At 54.8% G+C, this 23755-nt stretch carries 29 protein-coding genes and 1 pseudogene; all 30 read left to right on the top strand.

Features of this window, described 5'->3' with window-relative positions; translation table 11 throughout:
- Window positions 1-5: 5 nt before the first annotated feature.
- Complete coding sequence (gene traK, locus LLF79_RS23500; RefSeq protein ID WP_013087197.1) at window positions 6-746, top strand: type-F conjugative transfer system secretin TraK; 741 nt, start codon at window positions 6-8, stop codon at window positions 744-746.
- Entirely contained in the window at window positions 743-2146 is a 1404-nt protein-coding gene (gene traB, locus LLF79_RS23495; RefSeq protein WP_013087198.1) for an F-type conjugal transfer pilus assembly protein TraB, read from the top strand. Before traK ends, traB begins: the two co-directional genes overlap by 4 nt.
- A 248-nt stretch (window positions 2147-2394) precedes the next feature.
- Window positions 2395-2679, top strand: a complete 285-nt coding sequence (locus LLF79_RS23490; RefSeq protein WP_013087200.1) for a hypothetical protein — start codon at window positions 2395-2397, stop codon at window positions 2677-2679.
- Window positions 2676-3116, top strand: a complete 441-nt coding sequence (locus tag LLF79_RS23485; protein WP_013087201.1) for an MgtC/SapB family protein — start codon at window positions 2676-2678, stop codon at window positions 3114-3116. The genes LLF79_RS23490 and LLF79_RS23485 overlap by 4 nt, the downstream gene beginning before the upstream one ends.
- Window positions 3117-3129: 13 nt before the next feature.
- A complete protein-coding gene (locus LLF79_RS23480) occupies window positions 3130-3618 on the top strand; it encodes a hypothetical protein (protein WP_013087202.1) in 489 nt (162 codons plus the stop codon).
- 117 nt (window positions 3619-3735) lie between these two features.
- Window positions 3736-3903 (top strand): hypothetical protein, encoded by a 168-nt coding sequence (locus tag LLF79_RS23475; RefSeq protein WP_155404428.1) that lies wholly within the window; start codon window positions 3736-3738, stop codon window positions 3901-3903.
- Window positions 3904-3968: 65 nt separating this feature from the next.
- The gene (gene traV / locus LLF79_RS23470; RefSeq protein ID WP_013087204.1) at window positions 3969-4511 is read left to right on the top strand and encodes a type IV conjugative transfer system lipoprotein TraV; all 543 of its coding nucleotides are present in this window, start codon (window positions 3969-3971) and stop codon (window positions 4509-4511) included.
- A complete protein-coding gene (locus LLF79_RS23465) occupies window positions 4508-4762 on the top strand; it encodes a hypothetical protein (protein WP_013087205.1) in 255 nt (84 codons plus the stop codon). Before traV ends, LLF79_RS23465 begins: the two co-directional genes overlap by 4 nt.
- Entirely contained in the window at window positions 4759-7368 is a 2610-nt protein-coding gene (gene traC, locus LLF79_RS23460) for a type IV secretion system protein TraC (RefSeq protein ID WP_013087206.1), read from the top strand. The genes LLF79_RS23465 and traC overlap by 4 nt, the downstream gene beginning before the upstream one ends.
- Entirely contained in the window at window positions 7365-7778 is a 414-nt protein-coding gene (gene trbI, locus LLF79_RS23455; RefSeq protein ID WP_032662369.1) for a type-F conjugative transfer system protein TrbI, read from the top strand. The genes traC and trbI overlap by 4 nt, the downstream gene beginning before the upstream one ends.
- On the top strand, window positions 7775-8410 hold the full coding sequence (gene traW / locus LLF79_RS23450; protein WP_013087208.1) for a type-F conjugative transfer system protein TraW: 636 nt from the start codon (window positions 7775-7777) through the stop codon (window positions 8408-8410). The genes trbI and traW overlap by 4 nt, the downstream gene beginning before the upstream one ends.
- Window positions 8407-8799, top strand: a complete 393-nt coding sequence (locus tag LLF79_RS23445) for a hypothetical protein (RefSeq protein WP_013087209.1) — start codon at window positions 8407-8409, stop codon at window positions 8797-8799. Before traW ends, LLF79_RS23445 begins: the two co-directional genes overlap by 4 nt.
- Window positions 8790-9026: a hypothetical protein gene (locus LLF79_RS23440; RefSeq protein ID WP_013087210.1), complete on the top strand. Its 237-nt coding sequence runs from the start codon at window positions 8790-8792 to the stop codon at window positions 9024-9026. Before LLF79_RS23445 ends, LLF79_RS23440 begins: the two co-directional genes overlap by 10 nt.
- Window positions 9017-10030, top strand: a complete 1014-nt coding sequence (locus LLF79_RS23435) for a hypothetical protein (protein WP_013087211.1) — start codon at window positions 9017-9019, stop codon at window positions 10028-10030. The genes LLF79_RS23440 and LLF79_RS23435 overlap by 10 nt, the downstream gene beginning before the upstream one ends.
- A 104-nt stretch (window positions 10031-10134) precedes the next feature.
- A complete protein-coding gene (locus LLF79_RS23430; RefSeq protein ID WP_013087212.1) occupies window positions 10135-10350 on the top strand; it encodes a hypothetical protein in 216 nt (71 codons plus the stop codon).
- Window positions 10351-10405: 55 nt separating this feature from the next.
- Window positions 10406-10729: a hypothetical protein gene (locus LLF79_RS23425; protein ID WP_047365733.1), complete on the top strand. Its 324-nt coding sequence runs from the start codon at window positions 10406-10408 to the stop codon at window positions 10727-10729.
- Complete coding sequence (gene traU / locus LLF79_RS23420) at window positions 10726-11724, top strand: conjugal transfer pilus assembly protein TraU (protein ID WP_032662317.1); 999 nt, start codon at window positions 10726-10728, stop codon at window positions 11722-11724. Before LLF79_RS23425 ends, traU begins: the two co-directional genes overlap by 4 nt.
- A 10-nt stretch (window positions 11725-11734) precedes the next feature.
- Window positions 11735-12361, top strand: a complete 627-nt coding sequence (trbC, locus tag LLF79_RS23415) for a type-F conjugative transfer system pilin assembly protein TrbC (RefSeq protein ID WP_013087215.1) — start codon at window positions 11735-11737, stop codon at window positions 12359-12361.
- Window positions 12358-14193 carry a type-F conjugative transfer system mating-pair stabilization protein TraN gene (gene traN / locus LLF79_RS23410; protein WP_013087216.1) on the top strand — a complete coding sequence of 612 codons (1836 nt, stop codon included), beginning with the start codon at window positions 12358-12360 and terminating at the stop codon, window positions 14191-14193. Before trbC ends, traN begins: the two co-directional genes overlap by 4 nt.
- The gene (traF, locus tag LLF79_RS23405; protein ID WP_013087217.1) at window positions 14190-14972 is read left to right on the top strand and encodes a type-F conjugative transfer system pilin assembly protein TraF; all 783 of its coding nucleotides are present in this window, start codon (window positions 14190-14192) and stop codon (window positions 14970-14972) included. Before traN ends, traF begins: the two co-directional genes overlap by 4 nt.
- A gap of 9 nt (window positions 14973-14981) precedes the next feature.
- A complete protein-coding gene (locus LLF79_RS23400) occupies window positions 14982-15473 on the top strand; it encodes a hypothetical protein (protein WP_013087218.1) in 492 nt (163 codons plus the stop codon).
- Window positions 15470-15688 (top strand): hypothetical protein, encoded by a 219-nt coding sequence (locus tag LLF79_RS23395; RefSeq protein WP_013087219.1) that lies wholly within the window; start codon window positions 15470-15472, stop codon window positions 15686-15688. The genes LLF79_RS23400 and LLF79_RS23395 overlap by 4 nt, the downstream gene beginning before the upstream one ends.
- Window positions 15678-16286: a type-F conjugative transfer system pilin assembly thiol-disulfide isomerase TrbB gene (locus LLF79_RS23390; protein ID WP_013087220.1), complete on the top strand. Its 609-nt coding sequence runs from the start codon at window positions 15678-15680 to the stop codon at window positions 16284-16286. Before LLF79_RS23395 ends, LLF79_RS23390 begins: the two co-directional genes overlap by 11 nt.
- Window positions 16287-16303: 17 nt before the next feature.
- A complete protein-coding gene (locus LLF79_RS23385; protein WP_013087221.1) occupies window positions 16304-16567 on the top strand; it encodes a hypothetical protein in 264 nt (87 codons plus the stop codon).
- Window positions 16564-16968: a hypothetical protein gene (locus tag LLF79_RS23380; protein WP_013087222.1), complete on the top strand. Its 405-nt coding sequence runs from the start codon at window positions 16564-16566 to the stop codon at window positions 16966-16968. Before LLF79_RS23385 ends, LLF79_RS23380 begins: the two co-directional genes overlap by 4 nt.
- Window positions 16961-18325 (top strand): conjugal transfer pilus assembly protein TraH, encoded by a 1365-nt coding sequence (gene traH / locus LLF79_RS23375; protein ID WP_013087223.1) that lies wholly within the window; start codon window positions 16961-16963, stop codon window positions 18323-18325. The genes LLF79_RS23380 and traH overlap by 8 nt, the downstream gene beginning before the upstream one ends.
- Window positions 18325-21723: a conjugal transfer mating-pair stabilization protein TraG gene (gene traG / locus LLF79_RS23370; RefSeq protein ID WP_013087224.1), complete on the top strand. Its 3399-nt coding sequence runs from the start codon at window positions 18325-18327 to the stop codon at window positions 21721-21723. Before traH ends, traG begins: the two co-directional genes overlap by 1 nt.
- Window position 21724: 1 nt before the next feature.
- Window positions 21725-22414, top strand: a complete 690-nt coding sequence (locus tag LLF79_RS23365; protein WP_013087225.1) for a hypothetical protein — start codon at window positions 21725-21727, stop codon at window positions 22412-22414.
- 146 nt (window positions 22415-22560) lie between these two features.
- A pseudogene (gene traT, locus LLF79_RS23360) lies at window positions 22561-23159 on the top strand (complement resistance protein TraT).
- A 191-nt stretch (window positions 23160-23350) separates the two neighbouring features.
- On the top strand, window positions 23351-23665 hold the full coding sequence (locus tag LLF79_RS23355; RefSeq protein ID WP_013087227.1) for a hypothetical protein: 315 nt from the start codon (window positions 23351-23353) through the stop codon (window positions 23663-23665).
- Window positions 23666-23755 lie beyond the last annotated feature (90 nt).

The raw sequence follows: 23755 nt of genomic DNA, 5'->3' as shown, positions 1-23755 counted from the left end.
TGCCCATGAAATTTCGTATTTCACCGGCAGCTGCTGCTGTGTTTCTGGCAGCGGGATTATTTAACAGCGGCCTCCGGGCCGCTTCCGCACCCGCAGCCATTCCGTTTGAGAACGACGCCGCCTTTAACGTCACTCTCAGCAACACCAACCCGAGCAAGGTTGTTGTCGACGGAGAACTCATTACCAGCATCAGCGGACCAACCGGTGCCTATGACCAGAGCCAGACCGACGACGGAGCACTCATTCTGTCTCCACTTGTCAGCCAGAACTTCACGCTGTTTATTCAGACCGATCGCGGCTCATCCCTGAGCCTTAACATCAGGCCGCAGCCAGGTAACGGGAAAACACTGCGCTTCACTCCGATGTCGCCACCACTTCGCAAGAACGACGATGCGAAGACATGGGAAGAAGGGCAGACCTACGAAAAAACACTGGTCGCACTGTCCCGCGCCGTAGTCAACGGTCAGGTGCCGGACGACTACCAGGAGTATCCGGTCAGCCGCATGCCTGCATACACACCCGCCAGTGATGTACGCCTGACACCGGAACGCCAGTTTGTTGGTAACCACCTGCGCGTTGTGCGCTACCGGATGAGCAACCCTGGCAGCATCACCCGCAGCCTGCGCGAGCGCGATTTCTGGCACAAGGGCGTCCGGGCCGTGATGCTGTCGCAGAACCAGCTTTATGCCGGTGGCGAAGGCTACGCCTGGATTGTGTTTTCAGATGACGGAGACACCCGCCCATGAGTCTGAATAAAAACCTGAAAACCCGGCGCAAACAGCTGGCCATTCTTGCCGCCGTTATCACGGGAGGCGCCGCCGCCACGAGCGGCGTTATCTGGTACGGGCAACATCAGCAGGAACAGAAACAGCCCGCGCCGGTCGCCACCCCAAACATGACCGGTGTGGTCACGGCAGCGTTTAACCAGCAGGTTAATGATGCCGCACTGGCACAGCAGCAGGCCAAGACCTCCGCACTTGAGGACAGGCTCGCCACGCTCACCCAGCAGTTTGCACAGAACAAGCTCACCACCGAGCAACAACTGGCCAAAAAGGATGAAGAAATTCAGCGCCTGAATGACCAGCTAACGAAAGCCCCCGGCAGCAAAACGACCACTGGCCAGCAGACACCACCTGCCGGACAGAACGGAACACCACTCCCCGGTCCCGTTGCTGCCGGTCAGGCCCGGCCACCCGAATATACTGTGACCCCCGCAGGCACACCGGCCGCCACTGGTGTGAATATGGGGCAGGGCGCAGCGTTCTACCCGGGCGGCTCTGGCCAGAGAATGACAGGCGGGCTGAGCACCACAAAGTTCAGCTATGAAAGCCTGAAGAAAAAGCCAACGAAACTGCCATGGATTCCGTCAGGCTCCTTCTCTGACGCCATCATGATTGAAGGTGCCGACGCCAACGCCAGTGTTACCGGCCAGCAGAACACCCAGCCCGTCACTATCCGCCTGCTGGGCAATATCCAGATGCCGAACAACAAAGAATACAGCGCCGACGGCTGCTTTGTGGTGGGGGAAATCTGGGGTGACATCTCCAGCGAGCGCGGGATTGTCCGGACGAAATCACTCAGCTGCGTACTGAAAAACGGCAAGCACGTCGATATGGAGTTCGATGGCCACGTCAGTTACCAGGGTAAAGGCGGTGTTCGCGGCAAGCCAGTCATGCGAAACGGCATGATTGTCGGCTACGCCGGTGCAGCAGGCCTCCTGTCAGGTTTTGGTGAAGGCATCAAATCTGCGGCAACACCTTCTGTCGGCCTCGGTGCCACTGCTGATGTTGGAGCTGCGGATGTGTTTAAGCAGGGCTTTGGCGGCGGAGCCAGTAAGGCGGCCGACACGCTGAGCCAGTACTGGATTAAGCGCGCCGAGCAGTATCACCCCGTGATTGATATCGGCGCTGGTAACCTGGTAACTGTGGTCTTCCAGAAGGGCTTCCGCCTTGAAACCATCGAGGATGCCGATGACGCGAAAGCGAAAGAGGAACTGCAGAAAGCCGGCAACGCCGCGCAGAACGCCGTGACTCCTCAGCCTGCGAGCCAGACCACTGCATCCAGCACCACCTCAGTGGGCAATATCAACCCGGATGATGTTCTCCGTCAGGCCAGTCAGCTGCGCCTCGGTGACACCATCAACTGATGAGGGATGAAGATGGACGCACGAAAATTACTGTTTTGGGCAACAACCCGATGGAGGCCAGCGCTGACATTCATCGTTTCATGGTCCATTTTGTTCGCCACTCTTTACTCCAGTTTTAAGTGGATACAGCTGACCGGATTAGTTATCTGGCTGGCTGGAAACCTTTTTCTTGCTGAATCAATTCCCGGGGGCATGGTTTGGCGTACGCTGCACCCTTCCCCCTCAGCACCTGAAGAAAAGGAGGGCAAATGAAAACAACAGCGCAGGGGGACGGGCCAGACCACAAAGCAAAGGATGTGAACCGTCGATTAAGGATAACAGTTAACTGGTTCTATTCGATTTGCTGGGTTCTCTGGTGGGTGGCGGTGATTGCAATCATTATCAAAGGAGTACGGGAGGAATACGCATTTCGCATCTTTGGTGCAATCTTCATGGCCATCGTCCTGATTCGTATACGACCTCCCATCTGGCCAGATGACTCCGCCGAACCCCTCCCGGGACCAAACGACAGTGACCAAAAGGAGGGCAAATGAAGGGACCACGCATAGATGACCGTATCAATTTTCTGAGGGGTATTGAACGGGACTGGAAAGACTGGTCTGCAGGAAAAAAAACAAAACCCCACTGGATATTTTTTGTAGGAGTATTAACCGCTACAGGGATGCTGATTTTTAGCTTCTGGTCAGGCAATCAGAGGCTTGCCGTGGCTTCCTTTGCTATTGGAATAGCATTTATTCTCGCCGGATTGTTACAGCCAGGTGAAACATGGGAAGAAAAAATACAGAAGAAAATTCGGGCATATGAGCCGCTTGATATTGATGCCATGCGTACCCTGGCCGTCTCTGTTTTTCATAAGGATGAGTTGATGCAGGAAGAACTCAGACAGTGGCTGGATGCGGAGTTCAGCGCCATTTCGGATGCCGTTCTTCGTGATGGGCGCCAGCCACATTCCGGCGACACCATTAACTAAGGAGGCACTGCATATGTCGTATAAAACCAGGCTGGATGTTATCGAAGAAGACCTGAACAAATGGCGTGCCGGGAAAAAGATTTACAAGTACCGGCGGTTTTTGATGCCCACAGCGCTCGCACTTCTGCCTTGCAGTATTTTTCTCTACGGTGTTTTTCATAATAAGGCTGTATTTGTCGTTCTGGGCTTCATGCTCGCCTTCCTCCTGTTCCGGCTCTTTACAGGAAAAGAAGATACCCCGGACACCTGGGAGGATCGAATCAATCAGGCATTGCTGTCCTACAGCCCAATGAATCAGGACGCGTTCGAAAAACTGTGCCGCACCGTAAATGAGAAGAGGGCAATAGAGCCTGATGATGTTGCTGTATGGCTCAAGGACGAAAAAGAAGCACGTGCGCTTTTCAGGCGTCAGCGAGATGAACGGCAACGCTACAGTTTCACTAAATGGCTGGATAAACGGGAGTCTGACCAGAAAGCTGAATGTAATGAGGAGGACAAATGAAGCGCACAACCGCAGTTGTGCTGATTCAGTACCCCTCATCTTGCTACCGCCGGGATGGGCAGCGCACTGGACTCTTTATTTGGGTCTGCGACCGGGCGCGGTGAAGAAAGCTTCCAGGTGGCAAAGAAAAAGGCCCTCGCTGATAAAGACCCCTGGCATGCCTGGCTGGAATTGTCTGCCAGTGACCCGGGCGATATCTCCAGCGATATCCGAGAACAATACAGCGAGCTGGCAGCTTCACTGGTTCTGAGCGCAACCCGGAAAAATAACGGTCAACGTAATTAATTTGTACCAGAACCTTCTCATTCGTTTTTCACCACAACCCTGAAATTCCAACCGGAGTTACCCCCATGAAAAAACTACTGGGTGCTGCACTGCTGTGCAGCGCACTGACCGGCTGCGCCGGTCTCAATTCTGATTTCGACTGTAACAAGACCGCGACCGATCAGTGCCTGACCACCGGTGAGGCCAATAAGCTGGCCGCTCAGGGTAAAAGTCTGGATGACCTGACGGCAGAGAAAACCGCAAAAAAGCCTGCGGGTGAAACCCTGCCGGCACTGCGCAATTCGGCACCGGTCGTGAATCCGTTCCGTCCTGTCTCCGTCGCAGCAACCGGAACCAGCGCCGCTAAGCCACTCACCACTGCGCCAGCGAAAACGTCCGGTTCACTGGTCACGCCGCTGGCCACGACCAGTCATGTGACCCCCGAGCCGGTTAACACGGCGGGCCGCGTTCCGGTTCAGCGTATTCCTGACGCCACGCAGCGCCTGTGGATTGCCCCCTGGGTGGACACGGACGATAACTTTCATCAGCCGGCTGTGGTCGAGTTCGTGAAAAACAAATCCCACTGGGATGAAGAAAGCTACCGCGTTATCGGGGAGGGTGGGGAATGAGCAGCCACTACGTTTCCGGCAGGAACGGCATCGATCATCCGGTGAAATCATTCACCCATACACGGAAAGGAACGGCGCAAATCACCGCCACACAGTCAGTCGATACCGACGATGAAACGCTGGCCGTTCTGAGCGTGAGCTGTGGTTGGCAGATTAAGACTGCCGGTGATGCAGCGCACACCGGGCAGATGAACGAAGAGAAACTGCGTCGCCTGGAATTAATCCGGGCCGCTGCGGAGGGTCGAAAATGAGTTTTGTCGACAACCTGATGGATATGCTGAAAAACGGGAAAGAGGAAGACGGTGCCGCTACGGCCCGCGAGAATCTTTCCCAGACATGGGGCTACCCGTCCCTGGTTGCGGCACTGCCGTACCGGTATTACGACGACATCAATGAGATTTTCGTCAACGCCGGCTCTGCAGGCTTCATCATGGAAGCCGCCCCGCTGCCTGGCGCGAACGAACAGGTGATGGCCGCGCTCGATGACATGCTGCGCAAAAAACTGCCCCGCCAGACTCCCGTCACCGTCATCATGCTTGCCAGCAAGTGTGTCGGGGAACGTATCGATCGCGGTGTGAGTAACGACATGTGGAAAGGAGGGATGGCCGATCACCTCAATAAAATCACCCGCGCGTTCTGGCAGCGCTCTGCGCTGCACGGCCTGGCCAACGAACGCGAATACCCGCTTTACCTGCGTAACTACCGCATCTTTCTTGTCTATGGCCAGCCGCTGAAGCGCGCTTCCCAGACGCAACGGGTGATTGATGATCTGGTTCAGATCCGCAACACCATCCGCGTCTCCCTGGGGGCCGCGCGCATCGACAGCGTGAACGTTGATGTGAACGGTTTCCTGTCCGCGGTACGCGAGCAGATGAACTACCGCCAGGAACAGGTGCTGACGTCCTCCGGGGACTACAACGAGGATGAAAAGCTGAACCGCCAGGTGGTTGATCAGGGGATAGGGCTTGATGTCTATCCGTCGCATCTCCGGATGACGTTACCCGAAACCATCGACGCGCGCGGGACTCGGTTGCCGGCATCGGCATGTCGCATCATTAACATGCAGCTTGCCAAAACGCCTAAACGCTTCGCCCTGTGGCAGGGGGCGGACAATCTGCAGAACATTCGCTTTCCTGACCTCGGAATACCCTGTCCCTTTATGCTGACCTGGACAACGGAGCTGGAGGAGCAGACCAAAAGCCAGAGTGAGGCATTTCGCAAAGATACTGACTTGTCCAAAAAGGCCAACTCAGCCTACGCCGCACTTTTTCCCGGTACCAAAAGAGCCGCAGAGGAATGGCGACGTACCCGTGAGCAACTGAACAATAACGAAATTGCACTCTGCAATACGTATTTTAACCTGACTCTGTTCGCGCCGGACAACAATACTGACGCACAGGCCTGTGAGCTGGCCGCCGTGAACGTGTTCCGCAAGAACGAGCTGGAGATGGTAACGATACAGTACCAGCAGATGCGTAACTGGCTGGCCGGCTTCCCGTTCGTCATGCAGGAAGGGATGTGGGAAGACCTGAAAACAACAGGCGCGACGCTGCGCGCCAAGTCATGGAACGCGGTGAGTCTGATGCCGGTCGTGGCAGAACGCCAGCTGTCGAATGTTGGTATGCCGCTGCCGACCTATCGCAACCAGGTCGCATTCTACGACATGTTTGGTGAGGAGAACGGCAGCACCAACTTCAACATCGCCGTGACCGGCACGTCTGGAGCGGGTAAATCCTTCCTGACGCAGGGTATCCTGCGCGACGTGCTGAATGCCGGGGGATACGCCTGGGTTATCGACATGGGTGACAGTTATAAAAACTACTGTCATCAGGCCGGCGGGGTTTATCTCGATGGCGCTAAACTGCGCTTTAACCCGTTCGCCAACGTCAAAGATATCAAGCACTCTGCTGAAGGGATTGTGCGTCTGCTGACGGTACTCGCCAGCCCGACGCAGCCGCTTGATGGCGTCTGCGAGGCGATCCTGCAGAAAGCGGTAATGGATGCGTGGGAGAAGAAGGCAAACAAAGCCCGTATCGACGACGTTCATAATTACCTGACCAATGAGGATGTGAATCAGGCGTTTGCAGACAAGCCAACCATCATCGCGCGTCTCGCTGAGCTGGCCATGCTGCTCGATACCTACTGCACCTGGGGACCGGACGGAGAATACTTTAACGCCGACACCCCGACGCTCGATGGTGAAACCCGCTTCGCGGTGCTGGAGCTGCTGAGCCTGGAAGACAAGCCGAAGCTGCTCTCCGCTATCCTGTTCTCGCTCATTCTGGCGATTCAGGAAAAGATGTACCACAGCCCGCGCGACCTCAAAAAAGTCTGCATCATCGACGAGGCCTGGCGTCTGCTGGGTGGCTCCAACCCGCACGCGGCACGGTTTATCGAAACCGGCTACCGCACCGTGCGTCGTCACCGTGGCGCGTTTATCACTATCACCCAGGGCATCAAGGACTTCAGCGCCAGTAAGGAAGCGGAAGCCGCCTGGAACAACAGCTCCACCAAAATCACCCTGTTGCAGGATGCTAAGGCGTTTAAACAGTACCTTGCCGATAACCCGGATCAGTTCTCGGACATGGAAAAAGAAGTTATCCGTGGCTTCCAGCCAGCCCTGCAGACCGGTTACAGCTCCCTGCTGATAAACGCCGGCGAATACAGCTCCTTCCACCGTCTGTTCGTCGACCCCGTCACCCGCGCCATGTTCAGCTCGCGTGGTGAGGACTTTGCCTTCATGCAGAAATTGCAGAAGGAAGCCGGGGCCACTGCGGAAGAAGCGGCATATCTGCTGGCGGAGAAGAAATTCGGCAGTGAACTTCGTGAGCTTGAAGAATGGGTGAAAGCAGCATGAGTGAACAACAGGACAAGCCGTATGAAGGCGATACCGTTAACGATGGGGCAACGATCGCCGGCAAAACATCCCGCTGGGTAAAAGCCGGCATGCTGGGGCTGGCGGGACTTCTGGCCATGACAGGTGTGGCATATATGACGGCGAAAGCCGTCACCCCGGAGGTGGTGGTCTTCGATATGAAGGGAACCGTTGACCTGTTTATGCAGCAGTCCGCGCAGCTGCAGCTCGATGAGGACAAAGCCCGGGTGCTGACAACGCGTTTCAATACCGCGCTGTCAGACAGTCTCGGTGAATGGCAGGCAGCACATAACGCCATCATTCTGGTGAAACCGGCGGTGATGAGTCCGCAGCGGGATATCACGAATGAGATCCGTGCCGACATTGCGCGCCGCACTCAGGGGGGCCAGTGAAAAGACGACTGAAGCTGATGGGGATGTTGCTGCTGATGCTCTCCGCCGGCAGCGGAGCGAAAGATCTCGGAACCTGGGGCAACGTCTTCGAGCCTGCAGAGCAGGACATGCTGGCGTTTATCCAGAATCGCCTGAAGGGAATGGAGCAGACGGGCGAACTTGACCGCCTGCGCAAAGAGGCAACGGAAAGAGTGAAGGAGCATGCGGTACGTCCGACGCCGGTGGAAGGGCTCACGAAAGCGAAGGAATACCGCAGCTTTGCCTGGGACCCGACATTTACCGTGATGGAAACGATCACTGACATGCAGGGCAACGTGATCGCCCGGAAGGGCGATACGGTCAATCCTCTGGATAAGGTGCCTTTCAACCAGGTGCTCTTTTTTATCGACGGCGATGATAAGGAGCAGGTGAACTGGACCCGACAGCAGCTCGCCGGTCAGACCAGCGTGAAGGTCATCCTGGTGAAAGGCAACATCAAAGAAACCAGTGATGCGCTTAATGAACGTATCTACTTCGACCAGTCTGGCGTACTGACCCGTAAATTCGGTTTTGAACACATCCCCGTGCGGATATCGCGCGATGGCCGCGTGATGAAAGTGGAAGAAATTCCGGTATCAGGAGCAAAAAAATGAGTGCAACAACGTTAGGTGACCTGTTTCCCGAAATGCGTCAGGTGGCCATATCCCATCGCCGTTACGCCAGAAAACCGCGTACACCCGCAGAGATAACTCCGCGCATGGGAACAGCAGAACGGCTGAAGACGCTGTACCCCGAAATTGACTCCTGGCATCCGGTACTGGTGACCAAAGCCTGGCTCCACTGGTGTGAGCAGAACCAGCAGGACAGCCGGGAGCCGTCGAAACGTGATGAACGTTTCCCGGACTACATCATCCACCTCTTACTGGAGAACATGCGGGCCGAGGACAGCGCGAAACGTAAAAAAAGGCCGTCTATGTCTCTTTCTGAGCGCCTCGACAGGTTGTTCGCAGGCGAAGGGCAGGAGAACGCAGAATGTCACTGAGACACAATACTGGAACCAAAGGCAGTGAAGAGGAAGTGAATCGCCTCTGTCAGCTGTACCCTGAAATTGCATCATGGCAACCGGCGCTGATCACCGGTGCCTGGAATCAGTGGTGCGCTGAGAACCCGCATCTGCCGGCGATGCCGGAAAAACGTGACGAGGCGTTTCCCCTGTACCTCGTCAGGCTTATCCGCAACAGAATGGAGGAGATGAACGCATGGCGTTAATCAGCTGTTTCACCAGTCCCCAGGGACTGCAGGGGATGCTCACCTGTTTGCGCGATACTGAGGGCATGACCGGTATTCTTGTCGTCGTTGCGCTACTCGCTGGCTGGATTGCTGTTCAGTATTTTGCAGATGCACGGTGTGTACGTCAGGCGTGGGAGAGCAGACCGGGATTACCTGTCCCTCTGGCGCAATTTGGCAGTGCCCGACATGCCGATGCGGTTCATGCCTTTGCTAACCGGGAATTATACCAGGCGATGCTTCGCGGGCTGGAAAACGGTCTGACTGAAACGGGCTACAAACTGACGCGTGATAGATCCCGGCGTGTGGTGGCAATACCACTGGAACACAGACTGACGATCAGTCGCTGGGTTTTTCGGGCGCGGCAGTGGTACATGTCGCCAGGAATGTCTGAACAAAGGACGAAAGACATTGAAGATGACGCGGTGAACGACGGGTACGCTGGCATGCTGCTCAATGTACTTATCCGTGGATGTGCTCATGAGGGCTGGTACATTACAGAACCGGTACCAGAATTCACCCCGACATCCTTTCCGCTAAAACAGGTATCCATCAATGTCAGGGCCACACAGGCTGTACTGACCAGCGATGTGGTGAGCATCATCAATGACGTTGCTGGAAAAGTGAGAATGCAGCCATCTTTCCCCCATCACCCGACGTGTACTGTCGCTGACGTGGTGAACAGCGGGCTGAATTATGAGGTCCGGCAGCAGGAGATTGACGAGCCGCCTGGCTGGTTTAATTCTCCTGCGGGATGTGAGCTACCGGACGATATCACCGAAGGACATTCTCCACTCTTCATGACATCTGGACACCGGCATTTCATTGTCCGGGTGCAGGGAGGGAGATTTTATACACAGGGTACGCTTGCTTTCTTTATAGAGCAGGCCGCACACAGGATTGCACAGGGTGAAGTCAGCGGAGCGTGCTACGAAGATGACAGCGGCTATGCTTTTGCCGTGACGCCTGCAAAAAACACGCCCTGATACAACCGCGCTGCCCTTCAGGATGTTCGGTGCTCACTGCGTTGCGCTCCGCCTCAGCCTGAATGTCATCCCGGTTTCCGATTAACCCCCGACCAGGTAACGCCATGAAAAAAGACCCTGATACTGAAAAGGGCCGGAATGTTACAGCCGTTCGTCATGATGAAAAATCGGCTTTACGGCTTAAGGCCATTCTCGCAGAAAATCCCCTTTATTATCCCTCAATCGTGTTAAGAGCAGGCCTGCTGGCTCTTGAGGATATGTCCAAAGAGCAGCGGCTGACATTCATCATGAAAGCGGCTGATAAAGCGAAAAACCACTGACCATTTCTTAAGCCCTCCCGCCGTCCGGTGGCTGCGGCACGCCCGGAGATACCCCATGACTCACCCTGAAACGCTCAGGCCGGTGACGGTTACCCGTGACCGCAACGGCTTCTGGACGCACCCTCATTATTTTGCCCCCGCCAGTGATGAGGCCACGCAGACTGAATTTAGTGACTGGATTCGACAGCACAGGCTGACCTGCGCCACCCGCTGGATGGAAAATGACGCGCCTCCCCATGTTATCGCGGCCTGGGAAAAGGGCATACAGGACGTCAGTGACTGGCATCCCTCAGCGCCAGAGGGCGAGGGCTGGTTCATGGGCTCCATTCATGACACTGAGGATGGCCCGGTTTGTGTGTGGCTCCGGGAGGTGAAATGAAGCACTTTTCATGGCTGGCCGGTGTGTTGCTGGTTCTTATTTCCTGGATGCCATCCCAGGCAACGGCCGCAGCCAGTAATGCCGGTGACGGCAGATGGGTGAATCCGATCACGGACGTTTGCTGGAAGTGCCTGTTTCCAATGACGCTCGGTAATATCCAGCTGGCATCCGGGCCACAGAAAGACACGTCCAACCCGTCTTCACCCATCCAGATTTGCCCGGTGGGGATTCTGTACCGCATCGGTCTGGCCATCGGATTCTGGGAGCCGATGGCCATGGTGGACGTGACCCGTGAGCCGGGCGTCATGGTTAACATGGGCGGCTTTAAAATCGATCTCGGGCGAACGGGTACGGGAACCGCAGGTCAGAGTGACAGGCCCGCAGCTGGTACGTTCTACCACGTCCACTGGTATAAGTACCCGCTCATTTTCTGGCTGAACATCATCACCAGTCTGGGTTGTCTGCAGACCGGCGACATGGATATCGCCTATCTTTCCGAAGTCGATCCTCTCTGGAATGACAGCACGCTCTCAATGCTGATCAACCCCGAAGCCGCACTGTTCGGCAACCTGATAGCTCAGGGCGCGTGCGCAGCTGATGCCGCCGCCGCTTCAGCGGGTCTGCCGCTCTCGCCGTTGTTCTGGTGTGCAGGGAGTCAGGGGTCAATGTACCCGCTGACGGGCTATACCAGTGGTGAGTTTTCTCCGCTTGAGGCCTCTCTGCTGGTTGGCGAGCGAATGGCATTCAAGATGCATCGAGAGGGGCTGGTCTGGAATTCTATTGGTGCAGATAACGCAGTATGTAACCAGTATCCGTCACCGATCATCCCGAAAGAACGATGGCGATATCAGATGGTGAACATGTATCCCGAGACGAACAACTGTCATCCCTTCGGGGCCAGTACGCAGCTGTGGGGTACAAAGCACAATTCCCCGTCCTCCAAAAAGAACTTCGGCTATCTCTTCTGGCGCAAACGTAACTGCGTCTTCCTCTAAGGACATGACAATGAAAAACGCTTATCTCCGGGTGCTGACGATCGGCGTCCTGATTGCTTTCGCGCCGCTGGCTCTGGCGAGCGCCCAGACCGATATTTCCGTTTCCGACCATAGCTGGATCAAAGGTCAGCAGGACGCGCTGGCCGCCATGAAGGAAGACCTGCAGGGCCATCCGGCAACAGATTGGTCTGTGTTGCCACAGCGACAACAGGATCTGATTAGCCGCCTGCAGGGCGATATCGCCGCGCAAACCAACGCTATGGGGGAAAAAGACACGTTCCCGGCTATTTACTTTGTGAGCCTCGGTATTCCGCGCGAAGGTCTGCTGTCCATGCTGAAGGATGCCCGTCGTTTCAACATACCGCCAACGTTGCGTGGACTGGTCAATAACGACATGCGACAGACTGCGGCGGCCATGTTTGAGCTGAATAAGGAGGACAAGGACGCCGGCGTACAAATCGATCCAACGTTATTCACTCAGTACAACATCACCACGGTGCCCGCCCTGGTGGTGACCTGCCCTGGCCATCATGACGTTATCCGGGGAAGTCTGCCCCTGCAGCAGGCGCTGGAAAAGGTGGCAGAAAGCGGTGATTGTGCAGCAACAGCCCGCCATCTCCTGGAGGCTGCCAGATGAAAAAACTCCTTTCAACGATGCTGATGCTTTTCCCGCTCCTGGCTGGTGCAGCCGATCCAGCCTTTGAGGCGGGTGCGAGTTTTGGCAAGGGCAATGCCTCCGCCGGTACGGGGGTCCTGAAAAATCCGGGTACCGTCACAGGAACAATACCAGGCTATACCGCTAACCCACCGGAGAAAGGGTATTACGGCGGTGTGAATGGCGGCGACGGCGGACTGGCAAACAAAGGGCAGGCGGCCTTGCAGGGAAATGATGCGGCACAGTCGGTGATCAGTTCCGGTACCAAAAACCCGGCCCCCACAATTGACCCGAACGCCCCCTTTATTACCATCGGAAAAAATGCGGAGGGTACGGCAGGCGGGATCATGAATGGCACCAGTCAGCAGTGTAAGGAGACGACGGTATCAAAATCGACGTTTGAGAACTTTACCTGCGATCGGGATGTGGCCACCATCCAGACGTGCGGAAGAACAGCCAGTATCACCGGGCATTATGAGGATAACTACAGCTATAAGACCATCACCATTGATTCAGACAATCTGGACGTCAGCAGCCCGGAAGTGTCGTACAGCATGCCGGAAGGAACGGTGTATTCAGCGACGATGAATTACACGTTCAAGAAACATTTAGCGTTCAGCAACGATCTCTGGTTCCTGAACATTACGGCTCTCGGTTCACTGATGACGATGTACGAAACCTCCGGGTCGTATGACCTGCCCCCGGGTAAGAGTTTTACCGAAGGAGAGAAGCTGACCATCACGTTTAATAACAAACAAAAAGTACCCGAAAGGGTTGCCAGTATCTGGGAGATGGGTAAAACCAACCATATGTACCATTTTGTCATCACCATCGTTTACCGTACCGGTACAAAGGTTTGGGTTCCGCAGACGACCTGGACTGAAAGCTGTGGTTTTGACAAAAAAACGGCGCTGTCCAGTGCTGGCAGTACCTGTACTGAGCCTGGTGGCACCCGTACGGTAATCGTTGACGGCAAGGAGTACAGCCAGACAAACAGTTGCTGGGCCTGGTCGGATGAATACGTGACGGGTACCAGTTCCCGGGGAAACTGCGGTTCACTGATGGATAATCCCGCCTGCACACTTTCTTCACATACCTGCACAACAACGGAATCCGGGGTATGTACTCACCAGTCGGAGACGTATCAGTGTCAGAAAACGTGGTCATCCAGTGGTCTTGTCTGCGGCGGGGAATACATCTGCAAGTCCGGGGCCTGTGATGAGACCAATGGTACCGGTGATAACGGGTTTGATACGGCAGTGGCCAAACTTGCGGGCCTGGCCTCTGCGGCAGAAGATGTCAGGGATCAGAACAGCACTATAGATGTCAGAGCGTTCACGGGTAAGGCCATGAGCTGCCGCAAAGCGTTTGCTGGCTTCTCAAACTGCTGTAAGGACTCAGGATGGGGACAGGATACCGGGCTGGCAGCCTGTAACGATGATGAACTTGCTCTCGGTAAGGCGAAAGCCAAGAAGATAACCGTTAGCTTGGGTGAACGTTGCGACCGTAAGGTGCTGGGAGCCTGCATTCAGAAAAGTAAGGTTTACTGTGTGTTTGACGGCAAGCTTGCCCGCATCATTCAGGAGCAGGGGCGTCGCGACCAGTTAGGTGTGAAGTTTGGCAGCGGTGACAGCCCGGACTGCCGGGGGATCACGGTTCCGGAACTGCAGAGTATCGACTTCGACAAAATCAACTTCTCTGACTTCTACGAGGATTTGATGAAGAACCAGAAAATCCCCGATACCAGCGCGCAGGTCAAGCAGATTAAGGATCGCATCGCCGCGCAGGTGAACCAGCAGGGAGGTGGCAAATGAAGCGTGTCCTCTGTGGCCTGCTTATGGCGCTGGCGAGCCATACGGCACTGGCCGATGAGATTGTGACGCCGGCTGAGCCGTTCACCGGCTGGTCCTGGTACAACGAACCGAAAAAGCCCCCTGAGCAGCCCCGGAAACCGCAGCAGCCAGCACCGCAGGCCATTCCGGATCTCAGCAAAATGTCCCCGATGGAGCAGGCCAGGGTGCTGAAAGGGTATACACAGGAGGCGCTTAACCGCGCCATCCTGTACCCCTCAAGGGAAAACACGGCGACGTTCCTGCGCTGGCAGAAGTTCTGGACGGACCGGGCATCGATGTTCAGCCAGTCCTTTGCGGCGGCGCAGCTGAGCCATCCGGACCTCGACTACAACCTGGAGTATCCGCACTACAACAGCATGGCGCCGTTTATGCAGACCCGTGACCAGCAGACGCGGCAGAGCGCCGTGGAGCAGCTTGCGCAGCAGTACGGTCTGTTCTACTTCTACCGGGGCAGTGACCCGATTGATGTGCAGATGGCGGGCGTGGTGGCTGACTTTGCGAAAACCAACGGGATCTCACTCATTCCGGTCTCGGTTGACGGACAGGTGGCGGCCACCCTGCCGCAAAGCCGTCCGGACACCGGACAGTCCCGGTCGATGAATATCACGCACTTTCCGGCGCTCTTCCTGGTTGACCCGCGCAACCAGAACTACCGTGCCCTGTCCTATGGCTTCATGACCCAGGATGACCTGTCAAAACGATTCCTGAACGTGGCCACCGGCTTTAAACCCAATTCCTGAGAGCCTTTTATGACAAAAACACTGTTTACCCTCATCCGCGATGCAGGGCGGGCTGCCCTGTATTCCTTCGTCCTCGGCCCGGCACTGGTGCTGTATGTGTTTGTGATGCTGGCGGCATCAGACGGCTCACTTTCCCGGCAATTCCTGACGACCTTTCATCACCTGACTGAGGGTGCGCCTGCCGGCAAGGTGATGGGATGTGTTAATGAACATGAGATGGCAGGGCGTTTCTCGCCACCTGAACCCGGAGAGTCGTTAAAGCCCGTGCCTTCCGTTTTAGATAAAGCACCGCCTGAAGTGTTATGTCAGCTCGGGCCCGTTGACAGCGATTCGTGGGCGCGTACGACAGATGCAACGTTGCTCAACACCTGGATTATCTCGGTGATGTTTGGCTTTGGTGTGTGGTTTGTTTTATATGGCCTGTCCCGGGCCGCTCAGCGTCGCATTTCACCAGACACACATTCTGTACTGGTACGGCAGAACAAGGAGACACAGGAATGAAACCAACTCTTCTCGCAGGACTGATTTTCTGGGGCATGATGGCGCGCGTACTGAGCGAGCTGATGACCTGGTCCGTGGAGCATACACAGCAGGGCCTGCTGTGGCTGTGCAATGGGATGTGGGCCGGGGCGGCTGGCATGGTGATTTATGCAGGTTATCGCTGGTACCGTGACGAAAGAGGGCAAACGCATAAGGAAGGCGATCATGAACATTAAAACCGGACTCACGGCTCTGCTGATGTGCCTGCCCCTGCTGGCGAACGCCGGGGCGCGCGAGGAGTTAATGGCGCTTGAAGCGACAAAAACAACCTCTGCTGACGCTGCAGCCATCACCGCCTCCACCATTCCGGTACCTGCGCCGGCCAGCCTGATGGCGCTGCCGGACGGACGTCGGGCTAACATGAAAGATTATGCCGTGGTGCTTTTTATGCAGGCACACTGCCAGTACAGCGCGAAGTTTGACCCGCTGCTGAAGGGCTGGGCTGATGAGCATTCTGTCAGGGTTTATCCATACACCCTGGACGGCGGCGGTGATGTGTCTTACCCGACGCCGATGATCCCGCGCAAGACGGACCCGAATTCTCCCATTGCAGACGAGATTGTCACCTTCTTCGGAAACGGGCTGCCGATTGCGACACCAACGGCCTTTATGGTCAACGTTAACACCCTGAAAGCCTACCCGCTGACCCAGGGTGTGATGGACATCCCCGCTCTTGAGAGCCGTATGGCCAGCCTGATTCAGGCTGACATGGACAACGTCGATCCGAAAACGCTGCCGCCCATGCCGGCAAGTGCGCAGGTCACCCCTCAGTAATACAAACGGACTACAAAATGACGACAAATACGTATGCGTTATCGCGTACCGAGCGCGTGTGGCTGTTATTCAGCGTGACGCTGCTTGTGTCCGCAGCTTTCTATGGGGTACTGGCCCACCGGGTGGTCAGCGTCCTGAACCGTCCAGAACTGACAACCTGTCTGCAGGACTTTCCGGTGCTCCTGCTTATCTCGCTGAGTATCGGATTCTTTTTCACCGTCACCGGGCTGTACGTCTGCCGGCAGACCCTGGTCAGGAAACCCCGGGAGGAGATTGCATGAGGCACATCAGACTGAAGACGTTTATCCGAAACCAGGCTATCGGGATACTGAAAGACAGTAGTGAGGATACGGAAACCCGAAAATGGACGGATTTGTTAACCCTGAAACTGTTTTATGCCTTAATTTTTACCGCCGTAGTCGAAAGGGTATACGTGAAGTGCGCCATCACAACGCTCAGTGCGATCTCCGTTGACCGCTCCGAACAGTTTACGCTCTCGCTTCTCATCCACTATCCACAGTACCTGTTGTGGGGCGTTATGGCCGCGATTATCGCGCTCATTGCGGTGAATTTACTCGTCTGCGGCTGGTTCTGTCTGGCCACATATCTTTGCCGCAAACTGAACCGGACTGACATCCCGGCAGGCAAGGATATGCAAGCTGTGGAGGTGCCTAATGATTAAGGCGCTTATTACGGCAGGGGTTGTGTTCTTCTCAGGTCTGGCAGCGCTGCCTGCTCAGGCGGACGTCAATGGTGACCTCAACGGCTTCTTTGGCAAGCTGGGCTACAGCGGCAACGTCTCTCAGGCGCAGGCCTGGCAGGGGCAGGCGGCCGGGTATTTCTCCGGCGGGTCGGTCTACCTGCGAAACCCCGTCAAAAACGTTCAGCTGATCTCGATGCAGCTGCCGTCCCTGAACGCCGGCTGCGGCGGTATCGATGCCTACCTGGGGTCATTCAGCATGATCAGCGGTGAGGAAATTCAGCGATTCGTGAAGCAAATCATGAGTAACGCGGCTGGCTATGCATTCGACCTGGCACTGCAGACGATGGTCCCGGAGCTGAAGCAGGCGAAAGATTTCCTGCAGAAGCTGGCCAGTGATGTTAACTCCATGAACATGAGTTCGTGCCAGGCCGCTCAGGGCATCATAGGCGGGTTGTGGCCCGTAACGCAGGTGTCACAGCAGAAAATCTGCCAGGACATTGCCGGCGAAACCAACATGTTTGCTGACTGGGCGGCCTCCCGCCAGGGCTGCACCGTCGGAGGACAGGGGGATAAAGTCACGGCCAAAGCCGGCGACGCAGAAAAAGACCAGGTACTGAAAAACAAAAACCTTATCTGGGACACGCTCAGTAAGAACGGGCTGCTTGGTAACGATCGCGCCCTGAAGGAGCTGGTCATGAGTACTGTCGGCTCCATCATTTTCAACAAAACCGGAGACGTGACAATCCTGACGCCGCTGGTCGATAACCGCGACCTGATTAAAGTTCTGATGCGCGGGGGAACAGCGAAGGTCTACGGGTGCGATGAGGCAACACTCTGTCTGGGGCCTGTCGTTACTAACCTGACGATTACTGAGTCCAACGCTCTGGTCACACTGGTCAAAAAACTGATGCTCTCGATGCAGAACAAACTTGTCGATGACAAACCGCTGACCGATCAGGAAAAAGGCTTCGTGAACACCACCTCTGTGCCGGTACTGAAATACCTGACCAACGCCCAGAGTATGGGGATGAGCGCCACGTACCTCCTGCAGGTTTCCGACTTCATCGCGCAGGACCTGATGATCCAGTACCTCCAGGAACTGGTGAAACAGGCAAGCCTGTCTCTGGCTGGTAAGAACTTCCCGGAAGAGGCCGCTGCGAAGCTGCGCGACAACATCATTCATGCCCAGGGACTGCTGGCCGACATGAAGCTGCAGTCTGCGGCAGACCAGAACGCACTGGACGGCATCGACCGCAACATGCAGTACCTGCAGCAGCAGGTGTCCACCATTGTTTCAGGCTCCTATCAAAGCAACTATCACTGGGGTGATCGCTGATGCTTGAGATATACACCATTTATGGCGGGGGAATGTGGAAAACGGCGCTGGACGCCGTTGTCACCCTTGTCGGTCAGAATACCTTCCACACCTTAATGCGTATTGCCGGCACCTTCGGGGTGCTGGCTGTATTGCTCACTTTCATCAAACAACGTAACCCGATGGTCTTCGTCCAGTGGCTGGCGATCTTCATGATCCTGACGACCATCCTGCTGGTACCGAAACGTTCAGTACAGATAATTGACCTCTCAGACCCGGCTGCGGTGTGGAAAACCGATAATGTACCGGTCGGTCTGGCTGCCATCGCGTCACTGACGACCAGCATCGGTTACAAAATGGCATCGGTGTACGACATGCTGATGGCCAGACCTGACTCGGTAACCTACAGCAAGACCGGTATGCTGTTTGGCTCGCAGATTGTGGCGGAAACCAGTGACTTCACCACGCAAAACCCGGAACTGGCTCAGATGCTGCCGGACTACGTGGAAAACTGTGTGATCGGCGACATTCTGCTGAACGGTAAATACACCATCAATCAGCTGCTCAATTCCACTGACCCGCTGACGTTGATAACCAGTAACCCAAGCCCGCTGCGGGGCATCTTTAAGATGACCTCCACCTCGCGCCAGTTCCTGACCTGTCAGCAGGCGGCAACGGAGATTAAGACGCTGGCGAATACCGACGTCAATCCGGGCAGTGCGACGTTCACCTGGCTGACGCGGAAGGTATTCGGCAACAAGCTGAATGGTGCCTCGCTTCTGGCCAACGCTATGGGTGAGAGCTACGGATTCTTCTATGCCGGGGGAATGACGGCTGCGCAGATCATGAAGAACAACATCACGAACAGTGCAGTTCGGCAGGGGATTAAGGGTTTCGCCGCTCGCTCATCCGACACGGCTAACCTGCTGAACCTGGCCACCGAGAACGCTGCAACCAAACAGCGTCTCAGCTGGGCTGCGGGTAATGAGCTTGCCACCCGAACTCTGCCGTTTGCACAGTCCCTGCTGATGCTTATCCTGGTGTGCCTGTTCCCGTTGATGATTGCGCTGGCCGCATCAAATCACACTATGTTTGGGCTGAACACCCTGAAAATATACATTTCCGGTTTTATCTATTTCCAGATGTGGCCGGTGATGTTCGCCATCCTTAACTATGCTGCCAACTACTGGCTGCAGAGTCAGTCCGGGGGCACGCCTCTGGTGCTGGCCAACAAGGATGTAGTGGCACTGCAGCATTCGGACGTGGCGAATCTGGCAGGGTATCTGTCGTTGTCCATTCCGGTGCTGTCGTTCTATCTGACCAAGGGGGCTGCGGCGATGGGCTCTCAGGTGGCAGGCAGTGTCCTCAGTTCGGGCGCCTTCACGTCGGCAGGTGTGGCAGCAACCACGGCGGACGGGAACTGGTCGTTTAACAACATGTCAATGGACAATGTCAGCCAGAACAAGCTGGATACCAACCTGATGCAGCGTCAGGGCCAGCAGACGTGGCAGGCAGATAATGGTTCCACGCAGACGCAGACGGCCGGTGGCCATACGGTTATCGACGGCTCAGGCGCAATGTCGAATCTGCCGGTGAACATGAAGCTCAGCCAGCTGGCCAGCAGTGGTTTCCAGGAGTCTGCCCGCCAGTCGCAGGTCCAGGCGCAGACGGCGCTCGATGGCTACAACCACAGTGTCACCAGTGGCTGGTCGCAGCTCTCACAGCTGTCTCACCAGACCGGTACCAGCGACAGCCTGACCAGCGGCAGTGAAAACAGCCAGGCCACTAACTCAACGCGCGGCGCGAGCATGATGATGTCGGCCGCTGAAAGCTATGCGAAAGCTAACAATATCTCGACGCAGGAAGCCTATAACAAGCTGATGGATATCAGTAATCAGGGTTCTGTATCTGCAGGCATTAAAGGTACGGCCGGAGGGGGACTTAATCTGGGCGTTGTTAAGCTTGGTGCTGAAGGAAGTATTTCGGGCGATTTGAGACACTCGACAGGCAGCTCAAGAGGAATTCAGAATTCAGATTCCCATTCGCAAGATATGCGACATGATCAGAACAGCCAGGCCGTTAATGACTTCCGCCAGGGTATGGACATGGTGAAAAGTAGCCGAATCACTGATGGCGCGAATCATTCCGAGAATGCTGCAAGCAGCAATGTTCAGCAGCTGGCCGCAACGCTTAATGATGCTGAGAGCCAGTACCATCAGTACACCACCAGTTCGACGCAGAGTAGCGAGTTCAGTAGGATGGCCACTGTTGCGCAGAACCAGAGTGCAAGCCTCGATACAAACTATACGCAGGAGTTTGTTGACTGGGCGGCCAATAAATACGGCGATAAGGCGCAGTCCATGCTGACAAGCGCGCCATCGGCGCGCGAAGCGGCGATGGAGTTCGTGAATGAGCGTCTCAAACCTGAAATCATGGGGGATTATCAGCAGGGCCGTTCAGATCTTACCAGCGGTCAGGAGCATGCAGCATTCAGTGGTGAGCACGTGGTTCAGCCAGCCCACGGCAGTCAGCAAGGATCAGGCCCGACAGGTAATGATGGAGGTATACGTTACAGCCCTGTCGAGAGTGGTGCTTATAATTCGAACGACACGGGGAACCACCATGCAGACGGAGCGTCCCAGGTGACGGAATATGCGGGAACTTACGGTGGACAGGTTTCATCTGGGGGAGGAAGCGTGTCTGTGAGAACAGGTGGTTCTGGTAGCCATGAGTCATCATTGTTAGCGCAAAATCAAACAGACAGTGAGAACTTAGCCGGTCAAAGGGAAATCAGCCATAACGAAGTACATACTGACTATGGCAGACAGGAGCAAAGCTCCCAAATCCAGTCAGGCACTCACAGAAGCGAACAGGATAGCCTCTCCATTAAATCCAGTGGTCATGATACCGGAAGACATTCGACTGAAAGGCAACGCTCTGACTCCAGCGCTGGGATGCAGCAGGAATTACGCCAATCCGGTACCTTACGGGAACAAGGAGGAGCAGCAGGCCACGGGAACGACATGAGCCATAGCCATGCAACCATGAATGTTGAGGAGCCGCGGGTTCAGGGTAATGCTATGCAGGCGTCTTTCAAAGAAAACCAGGCAAAACTGCATGAACAGTCAGGTCAGGGTTTTGGACCGCAAAATGATATCCAGCGACGTGTAGCGGAACAAAGATCTGAAAATGAGCATAAAATCAACGAATCTGCTGGGGAAATTGATAAAAAACAATCCACTGTTCAGGCATCCAGTGATATCCTGAAAGGAGAAAACTTAATCGGTCAAGGGCGATTCAAGCTTGGTCGTGCTGAAGCTGAACTGGATCAATCAAGTAAACTCAATCCGTTTAATGATCTCCAACCAGATGAGCTGCAACAGAGAGTGGCAGAATTAAGGAAGAAAACTGGAGGATAAAATGACCAAAAAGGTAAGTGCTTATTGTTGTTTCATTCCAATCGGCATTTATGCAGCTTATTCTTTAAGCCTGCAATTACTTTTTGACGTGCCATTTATGGCTAAGAGCATGCTCTTATCAGTAATCCCCAGCGCCATCTATATTTTCTGCTTTTGGAAGTTACGAAGCAGCAAAAAAGGGATGAACCTAAAAGCGACTCTCCTGTTTAACACGCTGCTTGCAGGCTTACTAACTTTCTTGGTGGAGTTTGTAGGAAATGATACCGAAAGTGCTTTAATAGCAGGCATAGCTGTTCACTCGCTGATAGCTTTCATCTTTGCGGGAGTAGTCTTACGGCCTATTACTTACAAGGATAATACCCTTCTTAAGGATGAAGATGATGGCCGGGTATATGTTATCCGGAATGGGAGAGCTCATGTTTTGACAGATAATGAAGCTCAGCTCATAAGCACTACTGACAACAAAATTATCAGTTTTTCAGGCAGTCAAATGAGTATCCAGGATGGTGGCATAACCAATATTCCTATGACTACATCCTTCAACGATTCGTTTAGCAACGGAATAACTGTGAACCCTGCGTCAGGAATGCCAATGGTTGGTGGCATCTCTGGCCTGGATATACACGGAAACAGTTGGGGAACAAACTTCAACGAACCTTCAAATACGTATGACCCTAACCGGGGATACTGAAAGTAAGGGGGCAATGGCCCCCTTAATTATTGTAGTTATCAAAGCCAAATCATTTTTAACCTAAATTTCCTTTCAAATCAGCTGATAACGTCTCTGTTAGCTATATCACGCTAACGGGGACGTTTTTCTATGCACAGGATGAATTCATGAAATTAAAACAATTAGCCGTTGTTGGTCTGATCGCGTCTACTCTCGCTTTGTCTGGTTGTGGTGCCATGTCCACGGCGGTGAAGAAGCGTGATCTCGATGTCAAAACTCAGATGAGTGAAACCATCTGGCTGGAACCATCATCAGAGAAGACTGTTTATTTGCAGATCCGTAATACTTCCGACAAGGACATGTCCGGTCTGCAGGCACAAATTACAAATGAACTGGCCGCCAAAGGCTACCGCGTAACCAGTTCTCCTGACACCGCCTACTACTGGATTCAGGCGAACGTACTGAAAGCAGAAAAAATGGATTTGCGTGATGCGCAGGGCTTCCTCAAGACCGGGTACGAAGGTGCGGCAATGGGAGCGGCACTCGGCGCGGGTATTACGGCGTATAACTCGTCTTCAGCTGGCGCAACGCTGCACTGAAGCAGGGGACCTCAGGCGTCAAGCTACAAACCAGCTCAGAACAGGGCAACCGCGCCAAATACCAGACCCGTGTGGTATCCAATGCCAACAAGGTAAACCTCAAGTTCGAAGAGGCGAAACCTGTCCTGGAAGCTCAGCTGGCCAAATCCATCGCCGGCATCATGTAATAACCTGCGGCTGTGGCGACCGTCACAGCCTGTTCCCCCTCAGACTGATATTCACCGTGTTCTTTCCGGAGCCGGGTGCGTCTGTGCTTTCTGTCAGTTACCAGTAATTACGCTTCCTCGCATGGCTGCGCCAGGCGCAGCCCTGTCTGCGGCGAGCGTTGCGTCCTTAATTTCAAAGGAGTTCGTCCATCATGATGCATCAGATAAATGAACGTGCAGATTACTCAGCTGAATTCTGGTCGCTTATCCATCTGGAAAGCGAGCTGATGGCAGCAAGGGCCTGGATGAATGTATTTGGTTCACTTCCTGAGGGGCAGGGTATGACCATTGTAGCTTTCTGGGCTGGCTATGAATTTACCCTTTATGATCTGGAGCCCCGGGAGTGGCATTCACCGGTTTATAAGGATGTGGCCTCGTCGGTCCGTTCTGTGGCTGCATACATTAATAAACAGGACTGGGAGGACGGATGTCAGCAGGCCAGGTATGAACTGAGTCAGATGGCATAACCTGACGATTACCCCCCACGCGGTACCACATTTTTTCATCACCCTTTTCAACGTTTCTTCTCTGATAACGAACATCACCACGCAGGTGAT

Source organism: Enterobacter cloacae complex sp. 2021EL-01169, assembly GCF_020733125.1.
GTDB lineage: Bacteria > Pseudomonadota > Gammaproteobacteria > Enterobacterales > Enterobacteriaceae > Enterobacter > Enterobacter roggenkampii.
Note: the sequence above shows the minus strand (reverse complement) of the source record. Positions and strands in the feature narration are given on the sequence as shown.